Consider the following 25,465-nt stretch of genomic DNA (forward strand, 5'->3'; position numbering starts at 1 on the left):
TGAGACCTTTCAGTGGGTGGTGCTGGGTGTGGTGTTGGTAGCCAGGGCGGCTAAGTCAGTGATGAAGCGTTGGTATTCGCGGCCCGGCGGCGGCGTTGTGGCGTGCCCGTGCCGCCAGGCTTCTACCCAGGGCAGGGTCCAGTAGCGGGGGGCTCCCCCGCCGACGATGGCGGCGAAGTCACGCAGGGGTTTGGGAGTCTTCCCCGGTGCGTCCGCCAGGACGGCGAGTCCGAGCAGATCAAGCTCGGGTGCCGCGCCTGATACCCACTGGGTCAGTGCGCTCTGTGCAGCTGTCAGCCCGCGCATGTCTGCACGGCAGACCAGCAGCACCCGAGGCTTGCTGCCTTCGTGGAGAACAGGCCAGCAGTGACCGGTGACGCGCGCGCCATCGAGAAGGTCAGCGAGGCGGCTTTCACCGGATCCTCCATGGGCGCCGGTGACCCACAGCGCTGCAGAACCTGCGACGGTGCGGTGGCCCAGACGGTCTGCGGCGTCCGGTTCAACCACTCCCCTCAGCGGCGCACTGATCACAGCCTCCGGCGGCACGTGCGCTTCCGGGGCTGCGGTGTCCGCGCCCTCGGCGGGGACCGGGTGGGTGATCCAGGGGTTCAAGGTCTGTTGCATGGTTGCCTCCTTCCAAAGTCCGGTGGTGGGTGGTTTAGAAGCCGGCGGCTACCGCGGCCGCGGCCGCGAGCCATGCCCGCTGGGTGGCAGGCTGCAGGGCCTCGTAGCGGATGAGTCCGTTGACCAGGGCCGGATCGTAGGGGATCCGGACGACGGCGCGGACGAACGGGGCGAAGCCGTCAGCGATCCGCTGCGCCTCGTCCTTGGCCCGCTTCAGCGCTTCCCCGCTCATGCTGCGTTTGGCGTCGGTGGATTCGGAGACGATGACGACGGCGCCCCGTGCCAGCTCCGCGTCGTGCCCGCCGCGGGATTCCAGGGTCTGCAGGGTCAGCCGGGCGGCTTCGGCGCGGTCTTCGATGGCGGTGACGGGGACGACGAGCTGGTTGGTGTGGTCGATCATCCGGCGCCAGTTCGCTGCCCGGGCGGTGTTGCCGGAGTCCATGACCACGAGGCGGTAGTAGCGGGTGAGGACCTGGTGGGCGATGTCGACTTCCTCGGCAGTGACTTCGTGGTCGCCTTCTTCGTTTTCATCCGAGCGGAGGACGTCGAACTTGTCGGCGGTCTGGTGGTGGACGAACTTGGCGATTTCGGCGGCATTCGTTGCCGGGGAGAGCAGTTCGGTGGATGCGTCGATCAGGTCCAGGACGCTGCGGTCGTGGGAGCCCTTTTCTGTCCGCCAGCCGAGGGTGCCCTGGGATTCGTTGTTGTCCCATGCGACCGTGGCGGCGCCGCTGTAGCGGGCAAGGATGGCTGAGAGCATGACCACCGTGGGGGTCTTGTTCGCCCCGCCCTTGCGGTTGACCACGGCAATGGTCCGGGGACCGGGCCAGTGCTGGCTGACCGTGCGGACATCGTCGCGCTCGGCCATCTCCTCCGCCGACGGATCCATGCGGAGTCCCAGACGCGTGAGCGTGCCCCGCCAGCCCTGGGTGGCAGGTTCCAGCACCGGGGCGCTGACCAGGAACGAGGTTTCCTTCAAACTGCGCCGCGTCGGCGCTGGTTCCGCAGTAACGGCGGCTGCTGTCTGCGGTTCCCGGTTGACCGGCGCCGGAACGGCCGGGGCGGCCGTCTTGGATGTGGTTTCGGGGGCTTCTGCCTGGCGGCGGGCCGGAGCGGGCTCGTAGGAGACGGATTCGATCCTGTTGTCCGGGTGGACGATGAGTTCACCGTGGCCCTCAGGGTCTTCGATGCGGACCCGGACGGGGCGCTGCAGGGTCTGCGCTTCAACCACGACGAGGGCCAGGGCATTGCTGCGGAGTTCCTGCACGGAGTCTCCGGCAGGGACGACGCGGGAGTTGCCCGCGACGACGACCTCGGCGGTGCCGTTGTCGCGGACGGTGGCCCGGATGTTGGGAAAGGCCATGACTTCGGTTGGGGTGGTGCCCATGAGCTTCTTCCTTACGTGTGTGAGATTCAGAGGTGCGGCGTTTAGGACGAGGGCGGGGTCAGGCGGTTAACCTTCCACGGGGCGTCCTTGCCGGTGCGGAGCAACTGCACCGTGTAGGTCCCGGCGTTGGTGGGAACCGCTGCCATGACGCCGAAGCCGTTGGCTTCATCGACGCTCAGGGTGGCGGGGCCGGTGACGCGGCTGACCGGGATGTTCGCCGGGTCCACTGCCGAGTAGTCGGCGGTCGCCTGCGGGGTCAGCCAGCGGGCCAGGTCATTGGCCCACTGCTTGTCCTCCACCGTGGGGCGGGCGAAGTCCGTCATGGCGTTCCCGGCGACGTCCGTGGCCTCGTCCTTGCTGGCCTGATCCCAGGTGATGCCGATCGTGGCGGGGATAGTGCCGCCCGGTGCCTGGGGTTCGCTGTCGGCGCTCAGTGAGACCGGCGCGGAGGCCGTTGGCTTGCTGGTTGATGCCGCCGGCGCCGGTGTCGTGTTCGCCGCCGGTGCGCAGGACACGCAGAGCAGCGCCACGGCGAGCAGGGTCAAGGGCTTCTTCACTTCTTCTCCTCTTGAGTGGGCAGGTACAGGAAAGCGGAGGGGACGGTGTTGGCCACTGTCCGGGTGTAGTAGCTGTGGTCCGCCGGGGCCGGGTTGCCGTTGTAGCCCTCTTCTACGTAGGTGCCGTTGGCTCTGACGTTCTTGACCACCGCGACGTGGCCGAAGTTCGGGTCCGCTCCCCCGGCCCCCGGGGCGTACCAGACAACCGCCCCGACCCTGGGGGTGCTGCCGGTGGGCCAGCCCTTGGCATCCCAGCCGGCCTTCCACGTCACCGCGGAACCCAGCTGCTGCCCGTCCGGGCGGAAGGTGCCGTTGACGAACTTGAACGGTGCGCTGGTGGAACCCATCTGCTGGTTCACCCGCCACAGGGCGAAGTCGACACACTCGCGGTAGTACATGCCCAGCGGTGAGGTGCTGGCTGCGTTCGCTCCGGCCTGCAACCAGGTCGGGGAGTTCTTCCACGGGTAGTCATCCCCTGCGCCGGACTCTCCGGGGACGGAGCAGTCGCTGCCTTGTAGGGAGAACTTCGAGCTTGAGAGTGCCTGGACGATTTTGACGGCTTCGGGCCAGTACTTCTGGTAGTGGTACGGGTCGGCGTTGCGCTGAACCTTGTTACCGGCGAGTGTCGGTTCCAATAGCTCCCAGCCGGGCACGCCCTGCAGGGCCTTGATGAAGTTGGTCGCGCTCGTGGCGGGGTCCATGCGGTCCGCGTAGGAGCCCCACGCGCCGTTGTCGCGCTGCTGGAACAACCCCCGTGAATCCGGCCCGGCACCGTCGCCGGTGTCCAGCACCCGCAGGCCTGACTCCCCCAGGGCCACCATTACGCTGATCATCTGACCTTTTGCGGACAGGTTCAGCGCCTTGCCGGCGCCCATGATGGCGGCGGCATTCTCAAGCTGTTCCTGGGTGTAGCCCTCGACCTTGGTGCTGCCGTCGATGACAACGGAAACGGGAGGGCCGCAATCAGCCGCAGCAGGCTTTGCGGGGGCCAGCAACAGCACCATGGAGCAGACCAGACCGAGCAGCATCACGGGTGTCACGACGAGGGCTCCGGTGCTGAGCATCTTGGACGGCTTCACGGCTTCCCCCTGTGCTTCAGTGCTGTGTTGCCTAGCGGTCATGTCTCGTAGCTGGGCCCCGGCTAAACTCGGTGCAGAAGATACGATGGATTAAACCAAGATTTGATCTATCCAAGAAAGTTTAATTATTGGTCCAACCCTAGCAGGTATTGATCGTCCGTGCTTGTCTATGCCCTCTGTCTAAGGAGTGTCCGTGCCTGTCTCAGCCGCCGAATTTAGGGAGTGGTTAGAGGGGAGCGCCGTCAGCCCGTCACCTACCGCGTTGAGCACGCTGACCGGTATTAATCGGGGCACCCTGAACAATCAGCTCAGGCGGGGAAATGTTGCCGAGTCCACGGTGATTGCCGTTGCGCGGGCTATCGGCATGAACGTCATCGACACGCTCAGCGTTTTCAGTCCGTACCGGATCATTAAGTCCCGGCCCATCGAGCCCTCTTCGGCAGAGGTTTTGAGCCAAATCCATCACGCCGATCTCATGGCTGAGCTGCAGTTTCGTACCTCTCGAAAGCACTATCCCCGTGAGATGCGCAAGGGAATCGACCTCATTGCCTTTCCTCATGGCGGCTCTGTTCGAGCCTGGATCGATGCCATTGACCCGGGGGATATCCGTCAGAGGATGTCCGAGGAAACGGGTATGGCGCTCACCTATATCGCCACACAGCTCACTGAAAATAAGTTGAATCCTCATTTGGCGATTGCTGCGTCTCGGGCTGGTGGAGGCTCGTACGCGACCGGCCTTGTGGTGACTGAGTTGATCACGCCGCCCGAGGGAGGGTGGCAGGTCAGGGCACGCGAGGATGAGCTGCTTGAAGTTTCTGACGATGTTTTGGTCGAGGCGATTTCTGCCCGCATTCATCTCCTGCAAAGGCGTGTGAAGCAGCGGAAGGAAGCCCGCGAATACGCGGAGAAAATGACGGAACTCCTGGGATGAACCCGCTCACCGTCGTCCCGGTAAGCCTGATGCTCATTCTCCTGGGCAGCCTGACGTTCAAACGCATCAATACCCCTGTGCTCGGACACCAGCACGCACTGCAGGGAAAAGCCAGCAGCATCGCTCTTTCGGGTATTTTCCTGACCCTCGCCTATCTGCTGCTCCTGCCCCCGGTCTACATGGGTATGGAGTCGCTCATGCCGCTGACCAATGGCACGGACCTGATATCCAAATACTTTGCCCTCGTCGCCGTCGCGTTCCTGGGCGGTCACCTCAGCATTGCCTACGGCTCACCGTTCGCTCGCCGGTGGACTGTCGGGTTGCCAGGGGCGACCGTGCTGGGAATCGTCGCCACGGGCCTGCTTGGGACCCTTCTGGCGACCGACGCCCCGATCCCGTCCCCGCAGCTGCTGGATTACGCTGAGCAGCCGAGCGTGCGCTTGAATACATGGCTCGTGCTGGCCTACGTCGCCTACATCGTCGCCCCCCTCATCAGGCCCGCCTACAGGGACTCGCGCAAGAATCCCCTCCGGGTCGGCCGGCTCGCGTCCGGGCTTATCGCGGCCGGCTTTGCGCTGTCACTGATGCGCGCCTTCACCTATCCGGTCGAGTTGAGCGCGACCGGCGACGTCACCTACCTCTTCATGATTGTTTCCTACATCTCCACGGCCTTCGTAGTAATAGGTCTGGCACTCTTCGCCTACGCCCGGAAGAACCGCACAGCGCAGACCGAGCTTCGCTCGGCCCTCTTGATCGACTAGAAAGGCTGCCTCATGAATCCCACGCCGCAAGAAGCCCAAGTAGCGGTCAAACGCGTCTTGGCCAAGGTCAACAAGGAAAACGAAGCCGCCTACAGGGTTATCTTCGAGGCAGTGAAAATCTGCATCGTCTCCGGGATGAATCGGCGGGAAACAGCTAGATTCCTTGGCGTGCAGGCTCGACGAATCGATCGCCGCGGACAGTACTTCCGATCACTACTGGCAACCAGGAACTTGTACCGTGGCACCTTGAGCGCCAGCGCTGGCTCATCGGCCGATGCCGCCGAGGTCGAATCCATCGTTCGACGGGCATGGTCAGGATAATCTCGAGACGGCGAAATGGTCCATAACTAAAATTTATTGATTTTGTGACATATTGGAACCATGGCACTATCAACGTCTTGCGGCCCAGCCGCGAACCCGGGGCTGCACGGGAATAGCGGGGTCGACCTGCGGGAACGACCTCGTGGAGATTGCTGCGACACGGCAGCGACATCCCACTTAAGGGAACCTGATTCCGGTTCCATGGAGAATGTCCATGGAAAACCAAGGAATGAGGACACCATGCCACAGCCCTTCAAGGGAGACCGCCGGAACATCACCGTGCGGATGCAGGCTGCTGATGCCCAGAAGCTGCAAGCCTTCTCAGACATTACGGGCGATTCCAAGAGCGATGTTGTGGCTCGCCTGGTGATCGATTTCCTAAAGACCATCGACTTCGACAGCATCTCTGGCCAGGAGGCCCTGCCTATCGCTAAGGCCAGTTAAAAACTGAAGGCCCGCTTTCGCGGGCCTTCAAAAAGTATGACGTTCAGATCCACATCTTGGCGGATCAGCGATCTGAACTTATCAAGCTCCCCGTGAGGGGCGCTCCATTTGCTATACCCCGAAGGGACTAGCTGTTGTCTATGGTACCTGTAGCGGCCGTGTCGTCAACATCCGACGCACTACAGTCGGCGCGTCAAGTCACGCCCGAAATGACATGGGCTCTTGCCCCATTAGTCGCCGGCGCGCCTACTTACCGCTTGGGACGCTGGATCGGCGGTCGCTTCCAGTACCCGCGGCCGCTGAACCCGCCCCGGATCACTGCGACGTTGCCGACACGGCCGGCGGCTGTCGTCATCCACGGTGCAGACGGTTCTGTGGCTACGCTCTGCCTTGACCTGGACACCTCCAAAGCGCTGAAGGGCGTCGTCGATGACGATGCGCAACGCCTCGGGACCCTCTTGGAGAGCTGTGGTATCCGCTACGTCGCGGACCACTCCCCCAGTGGCGGACGCCACCTCTATATCCCGCTCGCGGAACGTATGAGCGGCCCTGAAGCCCGGGAGCTCGTCGAAGCCATGACCCTCCTGGCTCCGAGTCTCGATCCCAGTCCGCACCAGAACGTCACTGACGGCTGTATCCGGGTTCCTGGTTCCGTGCATAAATCCGGTGGCCACCAGATCCTGACCACTCCCCTGGCCGCTGCCTATGACATCCTGCGCCGCCGTAATCCCGCCAGCGCTGTCACCTCTCTCCGGCTGGCCATGGCGCCGGAGATCAGGCGCGTCCGCGAATTGAAAGACCGCACCGCCAAAATGACGGCCGCCGCGACGGCACACGGTATTCGCCCCGTTCCCTTCACCGGGAGCCAGTCCCCCTTGCGTGTGCTGGCCCGTACAGGGCTGTACGACACAGCCAAGTACGCCAGCCCGTCAGAGGCCCGCATGGCGGTCCTGAACCACTTCGCCGCCTGTGGCTGGACTCTGGAACAGGTTCGCCTCGAGCTTGGCGGCCAGTTCCCCGGCCTCGCAGCCCTTTACACCACCACTGACCGGCAGAAACGCCTCATCGATACAGAGTGGGCCGAGGCCTGCCGCTGGATCCAAAAACGGGGAACCCAGGTCGCAGGCATAAGGACTACCCGTATTAACGACACAAGCCCCCCAGAACCCACAGGGGGGGCCAGTAGAACCAGCAGTAAAGCTGCTGTGCACCAGCTCGTGAACGATCTTGAAAATGTCCTTTATGCGGTGCTGGACCACAGACTGAAGGAACGCGGACGCGAGGGCCTGAGTCTGCGCCTGTTGCTCCGGGCCGTACTCGGTTACATGCGGACCATGGAGACCGATTTGCTGGATGTCGGGTGCCGTACCTTCGCGACTGCACTGGGCAAACACCATGGCACTATCTCCAGACTCCTCCCGGTGCTCCAGCAAGCCTCAGATGGCATCCTGACCAAAATTGCTGACGCCCGCGGCCGCAACGCCGACACCTACCTGATCCAACTCCCCCAGCACTTTGAACAACTTGCCCGGGAACTCTCCTGGCGTCGCGGAAAAATCCATGGCATCCGCCCTGTATTCCGTGCCCTGGGCGACGTCGCTGCCCTCGTCTACGAATCCATCGAACGCGGACGCTTCTCCCCCACCACAGCGGCAATCGTCCGGTCCACAGGACTCAGCCGTACAGCTGTCGAAATGGCGCTGGGCGCCATGAGCACCTACACCATGATCCAACGCCGGCACGGTCAGTGGACCATTACCGCCGGGACCAGCCTGACAGCGCTCGCCCGCCGACTCGGGGCCCTTGACGACGCAGCAGCCCAGATTCGACGCCATCGCATGCAGCGCGCAGCGTGGCACGCCTGGCTGGACAGGAATCTAGTACCTGACCTTGGAGAACACGAAGTGGAAGATCCTGAATCGAACCTTTACTGGATCCCGCCCTCTGAAAGCGAGCTGGACTTGATCGGGACGCTGTGGAGGGTGGCATAACGCTCCGGCGCGGGCAGACGCCGGACATGTCAACACATATGCACGTGCTTCACTGGTTTCACAAGTGAAAAAAGAGAAAGAAGCAAACAAAGTCAAAAGGTATGTACTTGCTTCACTGGTTTCACAAGTGAAAAAAGTGAAGACACGGAAACCAGCTTCACAAGTAAAGCCTGTTTTGCTGGTTACGCTTGGTTCACTTTGGAAGGGGATTTGATGAAACACGATCTGGACCGCGGTGCCCTAAGCCGCGTTATCGCGGTAATCAACGGCAAAGGCGGGGTCTTCAAGACCAGCCTGGTGGCCAACGTAGGTGGACTCCTCGCCGAGGGCGGATCGCGTGTACTCCTCGTGGATCTGGACCCTCAAGGAAACTTGGCCGAGGACCTCGGCTACGCCGACCAGGGTGACGGCGGCAGAAGTCTGGCGGCTTCGTTGTGTTTCGGGGGAGAACCTGACCTGCTGACCGGCGTACGGCTCAACTTGGATGTCATTGCCGGCGGCCCCCATCTCGACGATGCCGCGGCATTCCTTGGAGCCAAAGCCCAGAAGGACCGTGACGCTGCGCAGCTGGCTCTGGCCAAACTGCTTGCCAGCGTCGCGGGGGAGTACGATCTGGTCCTGCTGGATTGCCCGCCCGGAAATGAGCCCCTGCAGGCTGCCGCGGTAGCTGCCGCCCGCTACGCACTGGTACCGCTGAAGACAGACATGTCCAGCCGCAAGGGCGTCGCCGCCGTCGCGGCACGCATGGACAGCGTCGTCGGCCTGAATCCCTCGCTGGACCTGCTGGGCGTCGTCCTCGTCGGTACTGGTACGAATTCCAAGCAGGTACACAAGGTCACCCGCGACCACCTCACCGCCGATTTCGGCACAGACGAAGTGCTGTTCCCGATGAGCATCCGCCACGCGGAGGCCACGGCCCAGGCATGCCGTGAGCGTGGATTGCTGGCCCACGAGCTCGAGCGGGAGCTCAGCAAGGGACCGAAATGGTGGGAGGTCCTGCGCGGTGAAGCGAAGGCCGGCAATGCCGGGCCAAAGTCGGCCTCCAGCGTGGCGGAGGACCTCCACGCGGTCGCCATGGAAGTTACCCGCCGCATCGCCGTCGCAGAATCCCAGGAGGTCAACGCGTGAGCGCCGAACCGACACCCAGCCGACCCGCACTCGGATTGCCCCCGCGACGCACCGCAGCGCCGGCCGTCGAGGCGCCCCTGGCACGGATGCTCCCCGGACACCGGCCGGAGACGCCAAAGAAGGCAGCGCCCAAAGAAACCGAAACAGCGAATATGACGGTGAGTATCCCCGCCGCGCTGCGGAACCGGGCGCGGGCCGCCTACCGGGCGACGAGCTATGCCGAAGGGGATAACACTTGGAGCCACTTCGTTGCGAAAGCCATCGAAACGGAGACAGCCCGTCGCGAAGCCGAACACAATAATGGAGAGATGTACCCGTCCTGGGGTGAAAATCTTCCCGGCGGCAGGCGGCTCAAGGATAGCTGAACATCCGCTTTTGCTCCGCCGACCCGAACGCGGAATCCCAGAAGACCAACAGGCCATTCGGATTCATGACAAATAGTTAGGTCTCACTCGAGATCGAGTCGAGCAGGGATGGATGACAAGAGAGCGGCCGGCAGGCACTGGACCCTCCTCGAAGGATTCCCGTCCTGGCGCCAGGGCGTTCTATCCAAATTCTTTCCGATAGCACCATTCAGACTGTAGAGAAGATGGGAGTTCCGCAGGAATTCTTCGTCTGATTGGCTGGCGACGGAATCGCGTCAATGAGCGCTATATCAAAGCTCCAAATTGCATGTCTCGACTATGCTCAGCGACAGTACAGATACCGCTTAGGAAAGACTTATACAGCTAGAGGAAATATGCCAAGCGAAGAAGAGACCCGAAAGACGCGGATCGACCCCCGTCTGAAAAACGCGGGGTGGACGGTCGCGTCCAGGGGAGCCGTGAATAACACCGTGCCGGGTCAGCCGACCGCAGTTGAGGAGTGGCCGACAGCAGCCGGGCCCGCTGACTATGTCCTCTGCGACGAGCAGGTAATACGGGGCGTCGTCGAAGCCAAGAAGACCACAGTCGGGCCGCAAGGTGTCCTCACGCAAGCTGAGCGCTATTCGCGAGGCATCCCCGCGCCAAAGCTAATCCGCGGTGAGTTCGGCGTTCCATTCCTGTACTCGACGAATGGCGAGCAGATCCACTTTCACGACGTACGTAGAGAACAGAGCCGGTCCCGCCAGGTCGCCGGCTTCCATACACCGTCTGCTCTCAGCGAGATGCTCGCCCGGGACTCCACTGCTGAGCTGGCTAGTCTCAGTGGCATTCCATTCAAGCAGGGTATTCGCCCTTACCAGGTCGAGGCTAACCAAGCGATTGAGCGGGCACTGGTGGACGGTAAGCGCAAGATGCTCGTCACCATGGCCACCGGTACAGGCAAGACCCTCATGAGCGTCAACCAAATCTACCGGCTGATGAAGTCGGGCGTGGCTCGCAGGGTGCTGTTCTTGGCCGACCGCCGGGCCCTCGCCGCCCAAACCGTGAGAGCTTTTGCCTCATTCGAAGCTGAGCCGGGCCTCAAGTTCGACAAGATCTACCCCGTTTACTCGCAGGCCTTCAAGGCCGGTGACTTTGGGGAGGAGGACAAGTTCGACGCCACTGTTATGCCAGCGTCGCTGCTAACTGCGCCAAAGTTGGGCGATGCTTTCGTCTACGTAGCCACCATCCAGCGCATGTCGATGAACCTGTTCGGAGCAGCGGCGTTGCGAATGGACGACGACGAGGTGGATGCCGACGTTGAGCAGCTAGACATACCCATCCATGCCTTCGATCTGATTATCGCCGATGAATGTCACCGCGGATATTCGGGTCGAGAACGAGCCGTCTGGCGTGACACCCTCGACCACTTCGATGCCATCAAGATCGGCTTGACGGCCACGCCGGCGGCCCACACTGCCGCCTACTTTGAACGAACGATTTACCGCTACGAGTATGAGCGGGCGGTGCGCGAGGGGTACCTGGTGGACTATGACGTCGTCAAGGTCAAGTCGGACGTCCGCATGAACGGCGTCTTCCTGCGGGAGGGAGATCAGATCGACGAGGTGGATCCGGAGACTGGCGACGTGAGGCTCGATCTGCTTGAAGACGAACGAGCCTTCGATGCCAGCGAAATCGAGCGCAAGGTCACGGCACCGGACTCCAACCGCAAGATCCTTGAAGAGCTGAAGAGCTACACCGACGATTTCGAGACCGAGAACGGGCGCTTCCCTAAGACGCTTATCTTTGCCGCCAACGACTTGCCGCACTTCTCCCACGCCGACCAGCTGGTAGAGATGGCACGTGACATTTTCGGTCGCGGCGATGATTTTGCTTCCAAGATAACGGGTCGGGTCGATCGACCATTGCAGCGAATCCGCGAATTCCGTAACCGTCCCAAGCCGGGTATTGCTGTCACTGTCGACCTACTTACGACTGGCGTCGACATCCCTGATTTGGAGTTCCTCGTCTTCCTCCGTCCCGTCAAGTCGCGCATACTCTTCGAACAGATGCTGGGCCGCGGAACGCGCCTAGGCGGCGACAAGGCGCCGGACAAGGACCGCTTCGTGGTGTTCGACTGCTTCGACGGTAGCCTGCTGGCCTACTTCAAGAACACCACCGGGATCACCGCCGAGCCAGTCGAAAGTGACAACAAGACAACGGCACAGATCATTGAGGAGATCTGGCAGAACAAAGACCGTGACCACAACGTCCGACGCCTGGTCAAGAGGCTTCAGCGCGTCGCAAAACGGATGAGCGGTGAGGCCTATGACGCCTTCGCAGCGTTCATACCGGATGGCGATATCGGTGACTGGTCAAGCCAGCTGCCAGCCCTTCTGCGAAACGCCTTCAGTAGCACGATGCGGGTGCTCCGCGACCCGGCTTTCTTGCAGCTGCTAGAGAACTATCCGCGCGGCAGCCGCAGTTTTGTCGTCGCCACTACAGCAATCGATGAGGTCAGTTCCCAGTGGATGATCCGCGGCGCAAGGGGCCAGGAGTACAAGCCCGAAGACTACCTAACGGCTTTCGCTGACTTTGTGCGAGCAGAGGCGGGTGCAATCGACGCCCTCAGCGTGCTTTTACAGCGGCCCAAGGGCTGGAACCCGGCGGCACTGAATGAACTGCGTCAAGCGCTCAGCCGGGCGCCGGAGCACTTTACCGAGGTGAACTTGGAGCGGGCCCACCGCGCCAAGTACAGTAAGTCGCTGGTCGACATCATCTCTATGGTGAAGCACGCCGTTACCGAGACAGCGCCGCTACTCACGGCCGAGGAACGCGTCAAGGCTGCCATCGCCAAAGTGACAGCCGGCCGCAGTTTGACCGATGAGCAGCAGGAATGGCTCGCCCTGATCCAGCGGCATCTCGTGGAAAACCTGTCGATCGATCGTGAAGACTTCAACCTCATCCCAATCCTCTCCGCCCCTGGCGGTTGGGGCCGAGCTAACAGCGCCTTCAACCGTCAGCTGGACGAGTGGCTGGCACAACTAAACGAGGAGCTTGCAGTCGCATGACCGATGTTGTTGGAAAACTATGGGGCTATGCCTCGACGCTGCGCCATGATGGCGTGGACTACGGTGACTACATCGAGCAACTGACCTACCTGCTTTTTCTCAAGATGGCTAATGAACAGGGCATTACCCTGCCGGCGTACGCGGAGGAGAGCGGTGAGCGGGCGCAGGTCCCCTGCGACTGGCCTCATCTGCGTAAGCAGTCGGGTACCACCCTTACCGAGCATTACACCAAAGTCCTCACCACCCTTGGCAAACAGTCCGGCATGCTGGGTGACATCTTCGGTGGCGCGCAAAATCGGCTAGCCAATCCGGCCACGCTCGCGCGTCTCGTCAAAGCCATAGATGAGACCGAGTGGACCAGTCTTGGCGTGGACGTTAAGGCAGCCGCCTTCGAGGGGCTGCTGGAGAAGTCAGCTGCCGAAGGCAAAAAGGGTGCCGGTCAGTATTTCACGCCGCGCCCCCTTATCCGTGCCATGGTCAGCCTGATTCAGCCCGATCCCCGAGCCAGTCGTTCATTCTCAATCACTGACCCCGCTTGTGGCACTGGTGGCTTCCTCGTTGCTGCCTACGAATGGCTGAAGGATCAGACCGGTGGCGCGCTGGATCGTGAGACCGCCCGCCGCGTCAAGACGGCGACGTATCACGGTCAGGAGTTGGTGGCACGACCACGCCGCCTGGCGCTGATGAACCTCTACCTGCATCAGGTTGAACCACATATTGAACTTGGTGACTCCATCTATGAGATGCCTGGCAACGAGCGCTTCGACGTGGTCCTTACCAACCCGCCTTTCGGTAACCGAGGCGCGAGCCAGGTACCGCAACGCGAAGACTTCACCATCGAGACGGCTAACAAGCAGCTTAATTTCCTGCAGCACGTCCTGACGATCCTAAAGACGGGCGGACGTGCGGCCGTTGTTGTGCCGGACAACGTTCTCTTCGCAGATAAGGCAGGTGAGGTCTTTGAGATTCTGATGAAGGACGCCGACGTCCACACCATTCTGAGGTGTCCGAGGGGCACTTTCACCCCCTACACGGAGGGGACAAACACCAACGTAATTTTCTTCACTAAAGGCCGGCCAACGACCAAGGTTTGGCTGTATGACGCCCGCGCGAATGTCCCTAAGATCACCAAGGTTGCACGTCCGCTGACGGACGACTTCTTTGACGAATTCATGGCCTGTTACGGCACGGACCCCAATGGCGTGTCTCCTCGCAGCGAAAGCACGTCGATCGACGGCCGCTGGCGAGTGTTTGGTATGGATGAGGTCAAGCAGCGCGACTACAAGATCGACAGCTTCAAGTGGCTGCGCGACGAGGAGCTCGACGATCCGGATGAGATGGGCGATCCGGCTGAGCTCTTGAGCGCCGCCCTGGCCGAATTGCAGGCGGCTGTGGCCCAAATAGAAGAGCTGCGACACTTCGTCGGAGACGAGGTAGACGCTTGATGGACCCCGCCGACCTGCCAGACGGTTGGCGCTGGCGACGGCTTGGATCCGTTACTGCGCCAGTTTCAGAGAAGGTCTCACCAGCCGATATGCCAGACGCGGCCTATATCGGCTTAGAACACATCGAGGCTCACAGTCGCCGTATTTTAGGCCACGGTCGCGGTAAGGACGTCAGGAGCGAGAAGGTTAAGTTTAGGGCTGGTGACTTGCTCTATGGCAAGCTCCGGCCCTATCTGAACAAAGTAGCGCTCCCGGACTTCGACGGGATTGCCTCAACTGACATCCTTGTGTTCCAAGATACGCCTGACCTGACGGTCGAGTATCTAGCTCGGATCATGAACTCGAATGCCTTCGTTGAGTTTGCGCACCACTCGTCTGCTGGCATGGAGCTTCCGCGGACGTCCTGGAAATCCATAGCGCAGTTCGAAGTGGCACTGCCCACCCTTCCGGAGCAGCGCCGGATAGTGCAGCGACTGTCTGCCATGGAGGAAAGCCGCAAGATCGTTGGAGAAAATCTCAGCCGTGCCCGAAATCTACTTACGAACCACCGCCAGGCGGTCTTGGTAGCAGCATGCGCCGGCACGCTAACTGCTGACTGGCGGTTGGAGAATCCCGAAGCCCCGACCGTTGCAGATGCTCTTCAGCGACTGAGTGATCGCAGGGCTAAGCGCCGCAAGACGGGTGCGGACGAAGGCCCAGAGCTCGGTCACCCCGAGCTGCCAGATAGCTATGTCATGAGCACCGTCGGCCAGGCTTCGGTTTTGTTGGAGTATGGAACCTCACGCAAGGCGGACACCAGCCCCACAGGAGTGCCAATGCTCCGTATGGGCAACCTTCAAGGGGGGGTGCTCGATACTAGCGATCTAAAATACTGCCCCCTCGATGATCAGGTCCAATCGCTCCTATTGGCCGACGGGGACCTACTGTTCAATCGAACGAATAGCCCAGAGTTGGTCGGCAAGAGCGCAGTCTTCCACGAAGGCGACGCCATGACTTTTGCGTCCTATCTCATCCGCGTCCGATTTGCTACGGATGTAGCTGAGCCGGACTTCGTCAACTTCTGGTTAAACTCGGCGTGGGGTCGAGCATGGGCTCGTCAGGTCAAAACCGACGGCGTCAGCCAATCGAATATCAACGGCACCAAACTTGGTGCCATGCCGGTGCCTTTGCCGCCCATTGAGGAGCAGAGAGAAATTGTTCGCCGCGTTCGAGAGCTGCTACGGGTCAGCCGGAACGGACTGTGCCAGATTGACGCTGCGAGTCGGCATCTTGACCGATTAGGACAATCAATCCTAGCGAAAGCACTGCGTGGCAACCTCGCCCCGCTCGTCAAGGTGGAACCGTGAGGAGTGAATTGAATTGATGGGCACGCCGCAAGATACCCAGCCTGGCTGCTGTTGCTGGAGGCGTCGGGAATGAGTCATATGTCAGCACGAACGGGGCCGCATTTTGCTGCGCGTCAGTCGTCTGGCCAGATGATCGTCTCGCCCATAGCTTCTAGGAACGCAGCGAACTCCTCCACGCTCAGCTCGCCGCGGGCAACGGCGCCAGCGATAGCGTCCCTCCTTGACCATATGAACCGAGTGCCGTCCTTGCGGGCGACTGAATAGAGCGTCATGTCCAAGCCGGCGAGCTGGGCGGCCAGGCTGGAACCACCAGAGGCTCTTGCCTGGGCAACTGTTTCTACGACGCCGTCCCACGCTCGGTCGTAGTCATCCCATGACATGGGATCCGCAGTTACGCCGTTTGGCCGGCGGTGCGGATTGAGGGCACTAAGCATCAACATCATCGGGCTCGGAGAACCGCCGTTCATGCGGTTCAGACAAAAGCGCTGGTCGGCAGCTTTCTCAGCGCGTTGTTCCACCGCGAATGGGTTTTTACTACGGGCAGCGAAGATCCGCGTCGTATCCAAAGCGCGCAACTCGTCTGCCGGGAAGATTGAGTCGTATTTAGTCCCGTAGACCAGCCGATCAAAGTGCTTGCGGGTGCCCCAGTGTTGCTTGATCCTCCTACGAATGTCGTCCGCCTTACCGACGTAGAACTGCCGGTACTCGTCAAAGACCATTACGTATGCGCCGGCCACGCCGTCCCAATCCTTCAACGACTGAACTGGCTTGAAAGTCCGTCCCTTGGCCAGGACGTGCCCCAGGGCCTCCTCGAACTCGTCCACGTCCAGGGACGCAAAGTAGCTCATGGACAGGTCGAAGTTCACCAGTGCTGCGTCACGCTGGACCAGCAGGTAAGCATCCGAGTGCTGTGTGTAATCCTCGTCCCGGTACACCCAAGCCGAGGCGGCCCAGAATTCCTCGCCGAACACTTCGCGTTTCAGTCGATCTTTCGGCTTCCGATTCGGGTGTCCGTACCACTCTCTTGTCATTTTGTGGCCGAGCTTGCTGCCGCGGATCTGCTCACCGAAGTGCTCGCAAGTTGGATACGACCCGCGGGCGGGGATGCTCATCGGCTAGGGCTCCATAGAAGAGGTTTTTTCGGACCGCAGAGCCGCCCTAAGCTCGGCGGTTGCCCGCTCGCCGGAAGGTATGAGAATGTCCAAGAAATCTCCATAAGCCGTCGCATCGAGTAGACCGGCTGGGATTTCGGCCTTGGAACTTGGTGTGAATCGACCCCTAAGAGGAAGAGTGGGAAGGGGACGGCCGAGGAGCGCGACGTACGACGAAAACTCCATCGCAATAATCCCCAGCTCACAGTGTTTCTCTCGCAGTTCCAGAAATTTCTGTTGCTCCGGTTCGCTCAATTCATCGAACGCATTCGGGAAGAGCGGCTCGGTCAACGTCATGAAGTCGTCGAGGCGCTTTGTCACCTCGGGCCGAAGGTAGCTTTCAATCCAGGTGCTTTCGAACTCAGTCTGAAACTCGTGCCAGGTCACTAGGCGCAAATTGGTCAGGTCCGCAGCAGTGAGAGCCCCCGACTGAAAGGCACTCGAGGTGATGACGTAGCCAACATTTGCGCCACCGTCGGCCACGACCGTGCGAAACGCGTGAATCACAGTCTGCGGGATTGAGCTCTTCCAAAGTTTGCACTCGCAGAAGATAGTGCTTGTGCGGCCTCGGATGGTTTCCACTGCAAATACGTCGATTTCAGCTGTTCCCCTGGCCAGTGTGAGCGTCTTCTCGACCTCGGATTCCATGCCGCATTCAGCAAGGATGCGAGCGACCTCCCTTTGCAGCTCACGCCAGTCTTGAGGCTCCCGTTCTGTGATCATTGCAACAGCTTGCCAGATAGTGCAGACGAGTATGGACATTGAAATGTCAGAAGCGCCCTGCACGGAAATGCATTCTGCTCAATAGTCCTGTGCACCAACAGTCATTTTTCAGAAGTCGCCTGCACCAACCAGCAGGAACTACTTCTTTGGTGCCTCGGTCGCGCCCGTTGCCGGGACCCATCGGTAGAGGGTGGGCACGGAGACTCCTAGGGTGTCTGCGACCTCTCGGGGCGGTGTTCCCTGGTTGAGGAGCTTTCGGGCTGAGCGGATCTTGGCATCCGTCATGATGCGTTTGCGGCCGCCGACTCGTCCTTGTTCGCGTGCGGCCTGCAGCCCGGCCTGCGTGCGTTCGACCATGAGTTCCCGTTCCATCTGGGCCAGGGATGCCATGACGTTGAAAAAGAAGCGTCCGGAGACCGTGGTGGTGTCGATCGCATCGGTGAGGCTGACGAATCCTACGCCGCGGTCGTTCAGTCTGCCGGCGAAATCTAGGAGGTCTTTCACGCTGCGGCCGAGGCGGTCCAGCTTCCACACCACCAGAGTGTCACCTTCGCGCAGGTTGTCCAGCGCCTGGTCAAGTCCGGGGCGTTGGGACTTCGTGCCGCTGATCGTGTCTTCGTGAATCTTGTCGCATCCGGCATTCTTGAGGGCTGCGATCTGCAGGTCCAGGTTCTGGTCCCGGGTGGAAACCCGGGCGTAGCCGATGCGGTGCGTGGTCATGGGGGTGTTCTCTTCTCAAAACTCGGTTCGGGGTCTTAGTTCGACTGTACCGATTCGAGAACTATTTGTGAGAACCGGGGTGCTGGCTGCCGCTTTTCTTCGTCGAGCCAATTTTCCGCGGGAGGACGTCGCGCCACTTCCATGAGCGATCAACCCCGGGATTCTCGATTCGATGCGTTCTCGGAATCCTTCGTTTGCAATAATCCCGACACTCTGAAGCGTCACATGAGATCATCACGACAGCGCCAGATGCACAGGAGTCGCTGATTCGGACGCAATCTCATGCAAACTGCTGTCGGCGACCGTCGCTTAGGGGGCCAATCGCCAGTACTCATTGCCTGGGGAACGTAAACTCGATCCATGATTGGTTCCAGCGCACCGACAGCACTTGTGAGTTGGGCCCATCGCGACCAGAACTGGTCCGACCGACAGGCCGAGAAGTGGATCGGTAACGTCGTCGAATTCGCAACGCTCTTAAGGCTCAATGGTGTCGACGCTGATCTGGACCTTTGGAACGAAAACGATGCGTCCATCGACTGGACGCGCTGGGGACAGCTCGAAGTTCAAAAATGCGAGCTGGTTATTATTGCTGCCTCCGCTGCTTGGAGGCAGCGATGGGAGGGAACCAACTCTCCTAAATCAGGCGCCGGCGCTGTAGCCGAAGCAGACACTCTCAAGGGCCTCTTTAACAGCGACCAGAGTGCTTTTCAAAGGCGGACTGTCATTGCGCTACTACCCGGAGTCGAGATGGAGGCCGTTCCTCTCGACCTCCACAGGCTCCGACGTTTTCATGTGAAAAGTCTTGACGCATCTGGGATGGAACAGCTCCTACGAAGCATCCATCAACGGCCGCTGCATAACAAGCCGGCGCTCGGACCCATTCCTGCCCTTCCTTCCATCTCGTACCTGACGCCTACCAGTCCAGGGTCACAGGACATTGCTGCAAAACGAGTCGAATTGGATGCAATGCAATCGGGAAGCGTCCCGTCGCTAGAGGGCGAGGTACCAACCACTCCGGCTCCCTTCGATAGACCACCCCTTTTCACCGTGTCGCGTACGAGGCGTGAAGTATTCGTTAAGTCCATGCGTATGGATATCCATGAAATTGTTCGACAGCTGACAAGCCGCCTTGGCCCCGTGACGGTGGCGGCGCTGGCAAACGTCAACGACCAGAAACTTCCTCAAGAGTGGTCCACCGACGACGGATCGCAACCTAGCGAAGAATCAAGGCAGAGGTTGATGCTCGCATACCGCATCTGGACAGAACTCAGCCAATCGGAGAATGACAACACCGCCAGCAACTGGTTCATAGGACCCAATCCTCGGTTGGGGGGAAAGTCTCCGGCAGAGTCTCTTCGCAACGGGCGACTGAAAGAGGTGGCAGACGCGGCCGACGCCTTCCTGGAAAGTACGGACAACTGACATGATCACCTGGGACAGGCTGGCCGCACACGCATCCCTGCTGTGTCGGTGAACATCAGGTGCAGTTGGATGCCCTCGAGCTGACGCTGGGTGTTTTGGTCCAGGCTCTGCCATCCGGCCGTTGTAGCGGCATCGGACGATTGTCGAGTTCATCGGGCACGTCGCCAAGGTGAAGCGCAACCACAGTTACAACAGGAAGACACTCGGGTCGTGGAATACTCAGCCTATTATTGGAGCCATGCCGGATAGCAAACCCGACAATGGGGACGTTTACTATGTTTTTAGAAACACCACGACTAAGCCGATTAGTGTCGGTAAGCGCTCCCGGCCGATGGCTTGTGTTGCCAAAGGAAAGCCAGATTCTGAGACCTGGAAGGCCATGGCCCGATCAAGCACGGATGGTCGGCCGTGGGACGGTGACGTATCAAGTCCGGCCCAGACCGCACTTCAGCTAGACAAAGATGGCCATTGGTCACTGCGCTGGCTGCATGACGTGTTGCGCGAAAAGACCGGAACGCCCGCTTGCGAGTTCCGAGGCGGACTCAATGAACCTGAAAAATCTCAGCTATTAGAGCTATACAGAAATCGACACCAATAAAACCGAGGAGTACGAGTAGCAGTTGGCTGGCTTTGGTGGAACTGATCCGGAGAACCATTCATCCGTGAGTGTTCCCGACGTACTGAACGCGCAGGCCGCTGCCTTTTGGCTCTCCGGCACTGGAGACTATGAAGTTCGGGCCGGCGACATGTGGACCCTCGCCTGGGATGGAGAACTCCTGGGCCATGTCTTAGTCGCTTCTGTTAAGAACGGCTTCATTCTCGGATGGCCCGTAGGCCTACCATCCGAGCCATCCTTTGCCCCCGGTTTCCTCGTCGAAAGTTCTCTCGGCGTAACTGTCACCGTCTGGCCGACGAGGGAAACAGGCCTGGGTCTGCACCTTCTGGAAAGACCTCTGGGCCACCTATTGCCGCCGCGAGAGATTCGACGTATCGCCGCATGCCTCGATGAGGATGAGGAGCCGGACGTCCAGGTTGCCCCAGGATTTGCCAGCGAACCTGGAAATCTGGAAGCCGCTCAGGAACTAACCCGCCATTGGACGGACCTGTGTTTCCATACAGGTCGCTCGGACGAAGGATCGTTTTTCTTGAGCAAAGAGAAAGTCCAGAAGATTGGCGGAAGCGCACGCGGCATGGCGGATGCACTGCATCTGAGCGTGGCCGACGTGCGCACTTTTTGGGATGCCGAAGAGGCATTGCCGGAGGACTTGGCCGCCCTTCTACTTGACCACCTAGAGGTGTCCCGCGATCAGATCCAGGGATACGACCCTTCCTCCACTTGGTGGCATTTGCTTTCACACCCGGGATACAAAGCTGATGTGGAGTGGGCTTGCAACGAACTCCAAACTGATGAGGAGTCAGTGCGAACCGAATCGGCAAGGAGCGCTTACGCTTTGGCTGCACGTCAGGACAGTGACGAGATGATGGAAAATAAGCTGCGTGATGCCGTTCGACGCACAGTCCAAGACCGAAGGATCTAAAGTGACGGATTGGCGCGGGCTTGCTGCGTCAGGAGATTATTCGCGCATAGCGCAGGCTCTGCTGGGCGATGCGCGGGAGCTCGATCTTCCCTTGCTTCAGGAGGATCCTTGGGCAGCCATTGCGGAGATGCCCGACTTGATCATAAGCACTCAAGATGCACTCCCTAACGGTTCTTGTGGCGGCGGATATTACGACCGCAAGACCAGAACCATCTACTTGCATCCGTCCGGACGACGACGCAACAACTTCACACTCCTTCATGAACTCGGACACCACCACCAGCAGAACCACGCTGAATGGGGTTTTGTCCTAATGGACGACATTCACCCTTTGCAGCGACGCAAAGTCGAGGAAAGTGTTTCCGACCAGTTTGCAGCGGAGGTCCTTCTGCGCTCTCTGCCGGCGGAAAATTCAGATCAGGCTGTTCAGTCTCCGGCCCTGGTGATGGCCTGCCTCTACTCCGATTCAGCTGCTTCTCGATCAGCCGTGTTGAAACATGTAGCTGGGACCTTGAGGAACCGGGAAAAGTGGATTCTGGCCGTTGCTGACCTCGAGGGGAAAGTCGTGCAGGCTGAGGTGACGTATGAGCAGTACCCACCAAAACGAGGAATGGTCCAGCCCGGCTTCGCCCGGCTAGCCAAAGAAGCCGGCGATGGCTTGTTACACCGCAGAGTCTTTTCGGAAGGGATGGTTTACCAAAGGGGAGGCGAGCTCCACGACATGAAAGTGGAGGCCGTTCTCGATGAAGAGGCAACGCATGTATTCGTTGCCCTCACTCCGGTTCACCGTTTTGGGATGGGAAAAATTGAGATCGCCTGGTACCTCTGCGGCAACGATGGGTGCGCCGTCGATGAGCACTGCTCAGACGCCGACAGTGACTGGTGCCGCCAGTGCGATGAGCCGAAATGTCCGGGATGCAACGGGTGTAACTGTCGGTCGACTATCCATTCAACCCAGTGTTCGAAGTGTCGCGTCACCATAACGCCCTACGAAAAAGAGCACGAACTACATGAGTGTTGGTAGAGGCAGCCTCGCTTCCAAGCACCGGTCGTTGTCAGTCTCTGGTTTCCGGTACGGCCAGCACCTGCCGTGCCGCGTTCAGATGATGCGCACACTCCTGCGGCGTTACGCGCCGTGCCATAGATAGCGGTAAACGGTTGCGCGTGAAGCGCCGCTAAGCTGCTGCCTCTCTTCCAGCCCGTTGCCTTCAATCGTGCCGGATATCTCCGCCGGAACACCCTATGCCCACTCGCAATCTACAGGGCCTCCAAGGCGTCGACTTCGGCGGCATCCAGCAGGGCTGCTGAGTCTGCCCTGGTGGCCCGCGCCAGATCGTCTAGGGACCTGAAGTGGATCCGGGCGAGGGTGATGGCCATCAGCTCCAGGTAGGCGGTCCCATTGCGTTGTTCGAGGTCCCTAAGGTAGTCGCGCATGCGCCCCTCCAGGGTGCCGGGGCCCTCGGATTCTTCGGCGGCGAGCCGCGTCAGCGTGATGGCGGCGAGGTCCGGGTTGTCGTAGAGGAGTCCCATGGGCCAACGCTACGCACCCCGCCGGGGCCGTCAAGGGCAGGCGTTAGCGCCAGCGGAAGGATTCGAGCGTACGGAGCAGGGGAACAGGGCTGGCTTTCAGGTGATCGACGGGGCGGAACGGCCTGCACCTATCCTGCCAGCCAGTCCCAGACCAGCCACTGTCAAGACTCACAGTTGTGCGGGATGCCCAGCTCCAGGGCCGGCAGCGTGAACTCGGTCCGGATCCCGGCCCAGGTCTGATCACTGATCGTTTGCGGGGTCACTGTTGCCTAGTCGCTGATGCTTTCCAGGAACCACTGTGTTGCCAGGGGTTCGCGGCGGAACGTGAAGGTCCGCAGGGCCGAGTTGGCGCCGAGGACCTGGACGCGCCAGTATTCGATGCTGACGATGTCGCCGCTGCCCATGGCGGCGGTGCGGCGGGTCTCCCACCATGAGTCGCGGGCGAACCATTGCTGGGAATCGGTGTCGGGATCGACGATCCAGATCCGTCCGTCGTGCCGGACGGCGAGGGGACTGCCGTCCGGGTCGAAGCGGACCTGAATGACTTCGCTGGTGCGGCTGGGGGCTTCGGATGTGAGGGTCATAACTGTTCTTTCGTGGTGCGGTCGTGCGGGTGGAGTGGTGGGTTTAGGCGGCTTTGACGAGGGGGAGTTCGTCCCAGTGGGTGGTGTAGCGGGGGGAGAGCATGTCCCGTTTCATGCTCCAGTCCAGGCCGGCCTTGATTCCGGCGTGGCCGAGGCCGATGGATCCCCGCCCGTATCGGCGCGTGACGTCCTCCAGGAGTGTTCCGACGCGGCGTTCCTCGTGGGGGTTCTCGAACAGGGACAGGGGTGCCTGGTTGCCGGTGGGCCGGAGGTCGGTGACCATGATCCCGGCGCGGGCGTACCTCACGCCTTCGTGGATGTGCGGCAGGAGCGCGTGGGCGGCCTTGGTCAGGATCACCGGATCCGCGGTGGGCATCGGCAGCGGGATGCAGACGGAGGGGTAGGAGGTGTCTTTCGGGTTGAAGTGGGAGGTGCCGGCGAACGCGGTGAGGACTTTGGCTTGAAGCCCGTGTTTGGCCAGCCGCGCCGACGCCTGCTGTCCGTAGACGGACATGACCTGCCGCATCCCGGCGGCGGTGGTGATGGGTGCGGCGAAGGAACGGGAAAAGATGAGCTGGTCCCGGCCGAGCCGCTCTTCCTCCATCGGGATGCAGGGGGTGCCCTGCAGTTCCAGGACGGTGCGCATCATGACCACGGAGAAGCGGTCCCGGATCATCACCGGATCCGCCCGGGACAGGTCCAGGATCGAAAAGATGCCCATCACGTTCAAGCGTTTGGTCAGCCGGGTCGCCACCCCCCAGATCTCGATGACGGACAGGCGCCGCATCAGAGCCTCCCGGTGGTCGGCGGGGACGGAGTCCCAGTGGCAGACCCCGTCGAAGGCGGGGTTGTTCTTCGCCCATTTATTGGCCAGCTTCGCCAAAGTCTTCGTGGCGGCGATCCCTACACAGACCGGAACGCCGACGTTGCGGCGGACGGCTGCTTTCATGGTCCGGCCCAGGGCGAGGAGTTCGGCCGGGGTGCCTTTGACGCCGAGGAAGGCCTCGTCGATGCTGTAGACCTCCAGCCAGGCGGAGTAGCGGCCCAGCAGCTCCATGACGCGGGCGCTGATGTCCCCGTAGAGCTCGTAGTTGCTCGACAGCGCCACGAGGCCCCATTCCTTGGCCCGCGGGGCGAGTTTGAACCACGGCTCACCCATCGGGATGCCCAGGGCCTTGGCTTCCGGGGAGCGGGTGACCGCGCAGCCGTCATTGTTCGAGAGTACGATGACAGGCCTCCCTTCCAGGGAGGGGTCGAACGCCCGCTCCGCGCTGGCGTAGAAGCAGTTCACGTCCACATGCGCGATCTGCGGCATCCGCCGCATCACCGCCGCCCTAGACATGATGAAGACACCGCGTCGCCACGCCCCAAATGACCAGGTCCGATAACGAGGCGACGCGGATGTCCGGGTACGCCGGGTTCTCCGCCTGCAGCACCACCCCGGCGGCGGTGATCCGCAGCCGCTTGATCGTCAGTTCCCCGTCCAGAACGGCGACGACCACGGACCCGTCCACCGGTTCCAGCGCCCGGTTCACGATCAGTTCATCGCCGTCGCTGATCCCGGCGCCCTCCATGGACTCCCCGGACACCCGCACGACGTAGGTGCTGGTGATGTCCTTGATCAGGTGCTCGTTCAGGTCGATCCGGCCATCAAAGTAGTCCTGCGCCGGCGAGGGATACCCGGCCGCGACCGGGACCGGGGAGATCAGCACCGACAACAACGACACGCCCGCGTCTATCACACGGGGACCGACAGTAACGCTCACAACACACCTTTATTCGAATATATGTTCGATTAATTCAGTGTAGTCGGGAGTGCTGACAAAAGAACTATCGAGGGTCGTAGCTGGGCTTTCAAGGGAAAGGGTTTTACCCAATGGGGACAGCTTTGAGCTGCGCGGAGAGCTCCAGCTGACCCTCAGGGGGCACAACCCGTTCCTGCGTCCTGATCTCCGCTGCGCTCCGGCCAGGGAGTCGGGCGTCCGCTGGCGCGGCCGGCTGTTGGGTCCGGTGCCTCCGTCGCAGAGCTCCGGAGACCCCGGCCCTGTCTTGTCTACGACGTCTTTTGGTTGCTGTCCTCCGGATTCTAGGCGTCCGCTCCACCCCGTCTAGCCCCGGTCGTTCCTCCCGGGGCCTGCGGCCCGTGCAATCTTCTCCGGCGCTCCTTCGTCGCTGATTTCCTCCGCAAATTCCACGGGTCTTGCCCTGCGGGTAGACAAGGCTCCGTCGGCCGCCGAGCAAGCGAGCTTGCCAGCAACCAAAAAACAACTGTGAGTCTTGCAGTGGCTGGTCTGGGACTAGCTGGCAGTGTTGATGCCGGCCGTTCTGCCTGGCGCGTGACTCGAAAAAACAATTGCCCCTTGAGGGT

The 25,465-nt window shown here is 61.0% G+C and carries 23 protein-coding genes; 12 read left to right on the plus strand and 11 right to left on the minus strand.

Translation table 11 applies throughout. The features are described 5' to 3' along the window. Positions 1-9: 9 nt before the first annotated feature. From AC1DKQ_RS20030 to AC1DKQ_RS20045, 4 genes are read right to left on the minus strand one after another with little or no spacing between them, the layout of a single operon-like run. A complete protein-coding gene (locus AC1DKQ_RS20030) occupies positions 10-624 on the minus strand; it encodes a DUF6668 family protein (protein WP_476919964.1) in 615 nt (204 codons plus the stop codon). Between the two features lie 34 nt (positions 625-658). Next, positions 659-2,011: a MinD/ParA family ATP-binding protein gene (locus tag AC1DKQ_RS20035; RefSeq protein ID WP_476919965.1), complete on the minus strand. Its 1,353-nt coding sequence runs from the start codon at positions 2,009-2,011 to the stop codon at positions 659-661. A gap of 41 nt (positions 2,012-2,052) precedes the next feature. Next, entirely contained in the window at positions 2,053-2,568 is a 516-nt protein-coding gene (locus tag AC1DKQ_RS20040; protein WP_476919966.1) for a hypothetical protein, read from the minus strand. Beyond that, the gene (locus tag AC1DKQ_RS20045; protein WP_476919985.1) at positions 2,565-3,632 is read right to left on the minus strand and encodes a CHAP domain-containing protein; all 1,068 of its coding nucleotides are present in this window, start codon (positions 3,630-3,632) and stop codon (positions 2,565-2,567) included. The genes AC1DKQ_RS20040 and AC1DKQ_RS20045 overlap by 4 nt, the downstream gene beginning before the upstream one ends. Positions 3,633-3,840: 208 nt before the next feature. Here AC1DKQ_RS20045 and AC1DKQ_RS20050 point away from each other — a divergent pair, with 208 nt between their 5' ends. The 9 genes from AC1DKQ_RS20050 to AC1DKQ_RS20090 all read left to right on the plus strand — a co-directional run bounded on the left by AC1DKQ_RS20050 (position 3,841) and on the right by AC1DKQ_RS20090 (position 15,429). Then, positions 3,841-4,578 carry a hypothetical protein gene (locus AC1DKQ_RS20050; protein WP_476919967.1) on the plus strand — a complete coding sequence of 246 codons (738 nt, stop codon included), beginning with the start codon at positions 3,841-3,843 and terminating at the stop codon, positions 4,576-4,578. Continuing rightward, the gene (locus AC1DKQ_RS20055) at positions 4,575-5,339 is read left to right on the plus strand and encodes a hypothetical protein (RefSeq protein ID WP_476919968.1); all 765 of its coding nucleotides are present in this window, start codon (positions 4,575-4,577) and stop codon (positions 5,337-5,339) included. Before AC1DKQ_RS20050 ends, AC1DKQ_RS20055 begins: the two co-directional genes overlap by 4 nt. A 12-nt stretch (positions 5,340-5,351) precedes the next feature. Then, positions 5,352-5,660 (plus strand): hypothetical protein, encoded by a 309-nt coding sequence (locus tag AC1DKQ_RS20060; protein WP_476919969.1) that lies wholly within the window; start codon positions 5,352-5,354, stop codon positions 5,658-5,660. Between the two features lie 240 nt (positions 5,661-5,900). After that, on the plus strand, positions 5,901-6,104 hold the full coding sequence (locus AC1DKQ_RS20065) for a hypothetical protein (RefSeq protein ID WP_243182081.1): 204 nt from the start codon (positions 5,901-5,903) through the stop codon (positions 6,102-6,104). A 374-nt stretch (positions 6,105-6,478) separates the two neighbouring features. Then, a complete protein-coding gene (locus AC1DKQ_RS20070; protein WP_476919970.1) occupies positions 6,479-8,095 on the plus strand; it encodes a hypothetical protein in 1,617 nt (538 codons plus the stop codon). Between the two features lie 213 nt (positions 8,096-8,308). After that, positions 8,309-9,223 (plus strand): ParA family protein, encoded by a 915-nt coding sequence (locus tag AC1DKQ_RS20075; protein WP_476919971.1) that lies wholly within the window; start codon positions 8,309-8,311, stop codon positions 9,221-9,223. Between the two features lie 739 nt (positions 9,224-9,962). Next, a complete protein-coding gene (locus AC1DKQ_RS20080; RefSeq protein WP_476919972.1) occupies positions 9,963-12,638 on the plus strand; it encodes a type I restriction endonuclease subunit R in 2,676 nt (891 codons plus the stop codon). Then, the gene (locus AC1DKQ_RS20085) at positions 12,635-14,083 is read left to right on the plus strand and encodes a class I SAM-dependent DNA methyltransferase (protein ID WP_476919973.1); all 1,449 of its coding nucleotides are present in this window, start codon (positions 12,635-12,637) and stop codon (positions 14,081-14,083) included. Before AC1DKQ_RS20080 ends, AC1DKQ_RS20085 begins: the two co-directional genes overlap by 4 nt. Beyond that, positions 14,083-15,429: a restriction endonuclease subunit S gene (locus tag AC1DKQ_RS20090; protein ID WP_476919974.1), complete on the plus strand. Its 1,347-nt coding sequence runs from the start codon at positions 14,083-14,085 to the stop codon at positions 15,427-15,429. The genes AC1DKQ_RS20085 and AC1DKQ_RS20090 overlap by 1 nt, the downstream gene beginning before the upstream one ends. Before the next feature lie 113 nt (positions 15,430-15,542). Here the strand turns inward: AC1DKQ_RS20090 and AC1DKQ_RS20095 are convergent, their stop codons facing one another. The 3 genes from AC1DKQ_RS20095 to AC1DKQ_RS20105 form a co-directional block, all read right to left on the minus strand. Beyond that, a complete protein-coding gene (locus tag AC1DKQ_RS20095) occupies positions 15,543-16,541 on the minus strand; it encodes a GIY-YIG nuclease family protein (protein WP_476919975.1) in 999 nt (332 codons plus the stop codon). 3 nt (positions 16,542-16,544) lie between these two features. Next, on the minus strand, positions 16,545-17,303 hold the full coding sequence (locus AC1DKQ_RS20100) for a restriction endonuclease (protein ID WP_476919976.1): 759 nt from the start codon (positions 17,301-17,303) through the stop codon (positions 16,545-16,547). A gap of 138 nt (positions 17,304-17,441) precedes the next feature. Further along, a complete protein-coding gene (locus tag AC1DKQ_RS20105) occupies positions 17,442-18,023 on the minus strand; it encodes a recombinase family protein (protein WP_476919977.1) in 582 nt (193 codons plus the stop codon). A gap of 360 nt (positions 18,024-18,383) precedes the next feature. Here AC1DKQ_RS20105 and AC1DKQ_RS20110 point away from each other — a divergent pair, with 360 nt between their 5' ends. The 3 genes from AC1DKQ_RS20110 to AC1DKQ_RS20120 all read left to right on the plus strand — a co-directional run bounded on the left by AC1DKQ_RS20110 (position 18,384) and on the right by AC1DKQ_RS20120 (position 22,007). Further along, positions 18,384-19,445, plus strand: coding sequence for an SEFIR domain-containing protein (locus tag AC1DKQ_RS20110; protein ID WP_476919978.1), 1,062 nt, complete (start codon positions 18,384-18,386; stop codon positions 19,443-19,445). 662 nt (positions 19,446-20,107) lie between these two features. Then, positions 20,108-20,983: a hypothetical protein gene (locus AC1DKQ_RS20115; RefSeq protein WP_476919979.1), complete on the plus strand. Its 876-nt coding sequence runs from the start codon at positions 20,108-20,110 to the stop codon at positions 20,981-20,983. Next, complete coding sequence (locus AC1DKQ_RS20120) at positions 20,943-22,007, plus strand: M78 family metallopeptidase domain-containing protein (RefSeq protein WP_476919980.1); 1,065 nt, start codon at positions 20,943-20,945, stop codon at positions 22,005-22,007. Before AC1DKQ_RS20115 ends, AC1DKQ_RS20120 begins: the two co-directional genes overlap by 41 nt. A 233-nt stretch (positions 22,008-22,240) precedes the next feature. Here AC1DKQ_RS20120 and AC1DKQ_RS20125 read toward each other — a convergent pair whose 3' ends face one another. The 4 genes from AC1DKQ_RS20125 to AC1DKQ_RS20140 all read right to left on the minus strand — a co-directional run bounded on the left by AC1DKQ_RS20125 (position 22,241) and on the right by AC1DKQ_RS20140 (position 24,863). Continuing rightward, complete coding sequence (locus tag AC1DKQ_RS20125; protein WP_476919981.1) at positions 22,241-22,513, minus strand: hypothetical protein; 273 nt, start codon at positions 22,511-22,513, stop codon at positions 22,241-22,243. Positions 22,514-22,782: 269 nt separating this feature from the next. Beyond that, positions 22,783-23,097, minus strand: a complete 315-nt coding sequence (locus AC1DKQ_RS20130; RefSeq protein WP_476919982.1) for a hypothetical protein — start codon at positions 23,095-23,097, stop codon at positions 22,783-22,785. Positions 23,098-23,140: 43 nt separating this feature from the next. After that, positions 23,141-24,439, minus strand: a complete 1,299-nt coding sequence (locus AC1DKQ_RS20135) for a Y-family DNA polymerase (RefSeq protein ID WP_476919983.1) — start codon at positions 24,437-24,439, stop codon at positions 23,141-23,143. Further along, complete coding sequence (locus AC1DKQ_RS20140) at positions 24,432-24,863, minus strand: LexA family protein (RefSeq protein ID WP_476919984.1); 432 nt, start codon at positions 24,861-24,863, stop codon at positions 24,432-24,434. Before AC1DKQ_RS20140 ends, AC1DKQ_RS20135 begins: the two co-directional genes overlap by 8 nt. Positions 24,864-25,465: the final 602 nt, after the last annotated feature.

It is taken from the genome of Arthrobacter sp. 05L421, from assembly GCF_056397785.1.

Bases quoted from the DNA above. Each gene is read 5' to 3' on its own strand.
- AC1DKQ_RS20075 (WP_476919971.1), top strand. From the start codon at position 8,309: ATGAAACACGATCTGGACCGCGGTGCCCTAAGCCGCGTTATCGCGGTA.
- AC1DKQ_RS20095 (WP_476919975.1), bottom strand. From the start codon at position 16,541: ATGAGCATCCCCGCCCGCGGGTCGTATCCAACTTGCGAGCACTTCGGT.
- AC1DKQ_RS20055 (WP_476919968.1), top strand. From the start codon at position 4,575: ATGAACCCGCTCACCGTCGTCCCGGTAAGCCTGATGCTCATTCTCCTG.
- AC1DKQ_RS20110 (WP_476919978.1), top strand. From the start codon at position 18,384: ATGATTGGTTCCAGCGCACCGACAGCACTTGTGAGTTGGGCCCATCGC.
- AC1DKQ_RS20090 (WP_476919974.1), top strand. From the start codon at position 14,083: ATGGACCCCGCCGACCTGCCAGACGGTTGGCGCTGGCGACGGCTTGGA.
- AC1DKQ_RS20035 (WP_476919965.1), bottom strand. From the start codon at position 2,011: ATGGGCACCACCCCAACCGAAGTCATGGCCTTTCCCAACATCCGGGCC.
- AC1DKQ_RS20085 (WP_476919973.1), top strand. From the start codon at position 12,635: ATGACCGATGTTGTTGGAAAACTATGGGGCTATGCCTCGACGCTGCGC.
- AC1DKQ_RS20100 (WP_476919976.1), bottom strand. From the start codon at position 17,303: ATGATCACAGAACGGGAGCCTCAAGACTGGCGTGAGCTGCAAAGGGAG.
- AC1DKQ_RS20130 (WP_476919982.1), bottom strand. From the start codon at position 23,097: ATGACCCTCACATCCGAAGCCCCCAGCCGCACCAGCGAAGTCATTCAG.
- AC1DKQ_RS20060 (WP_476919969.1), top strand. From the start codon at position 5,352: ATGAATCCCACGCCGCAAGAAGCCCAAGTAGCGGTCAAACGCGTCTTG.
- AC1DKQ_RS20105 (WP_476919977.1), bottom strand. From the start codon at position 18,023: ATGACCACGCACCGCATCGGCTACGCCCGGGTTTCCACCCGGGACCAG.
- AC1DKQ_RS20065 (WP_243182081.1), top strand. From the start codon at position 5,901: ATGCCACAGCCCTTCAAGGGAGACCGCCGGAACATCACCGTGCGGATG.
- AC1DKQ_RS20045 (WP_476919985.1), bottom strand. From the start codon at position 3,632: ATGCTCAGCACCGGAGCCCTCGTCGTGACACCCGTGATGCTGCTCGGT.
- AC1DKQ_RS20080 (WP_476919972.1), top strand. From the start codon at position 9,963: ATGCCAAGCGAAGAAGAGACCCGAAAGACGCGGATCGACCCCCGTCTG.
- AC1DKQ_RS20125 (WP_476919981.1), bottom strand. From the start codon at position 22,513: ATGGGACTCCTCTACGACAACCCGGACCTCGCCGCCATCACGCTGACG.
- AC1DKQ_RS20135 (WP_476919983.1), bottom strand. From the start codon at position 24,439: ATGTCTAGGGCGGCGGTGATGCGGCGGATGCCGCAGATCGCGCATGTG.
- AC1DKQ_RS20030 (WP_476919964.1), bottom strand. From the start codon at position 624: ATGCAACAGACCTTGAACCCCTGGATCACCCACCCGGTCCCCGCCGAG.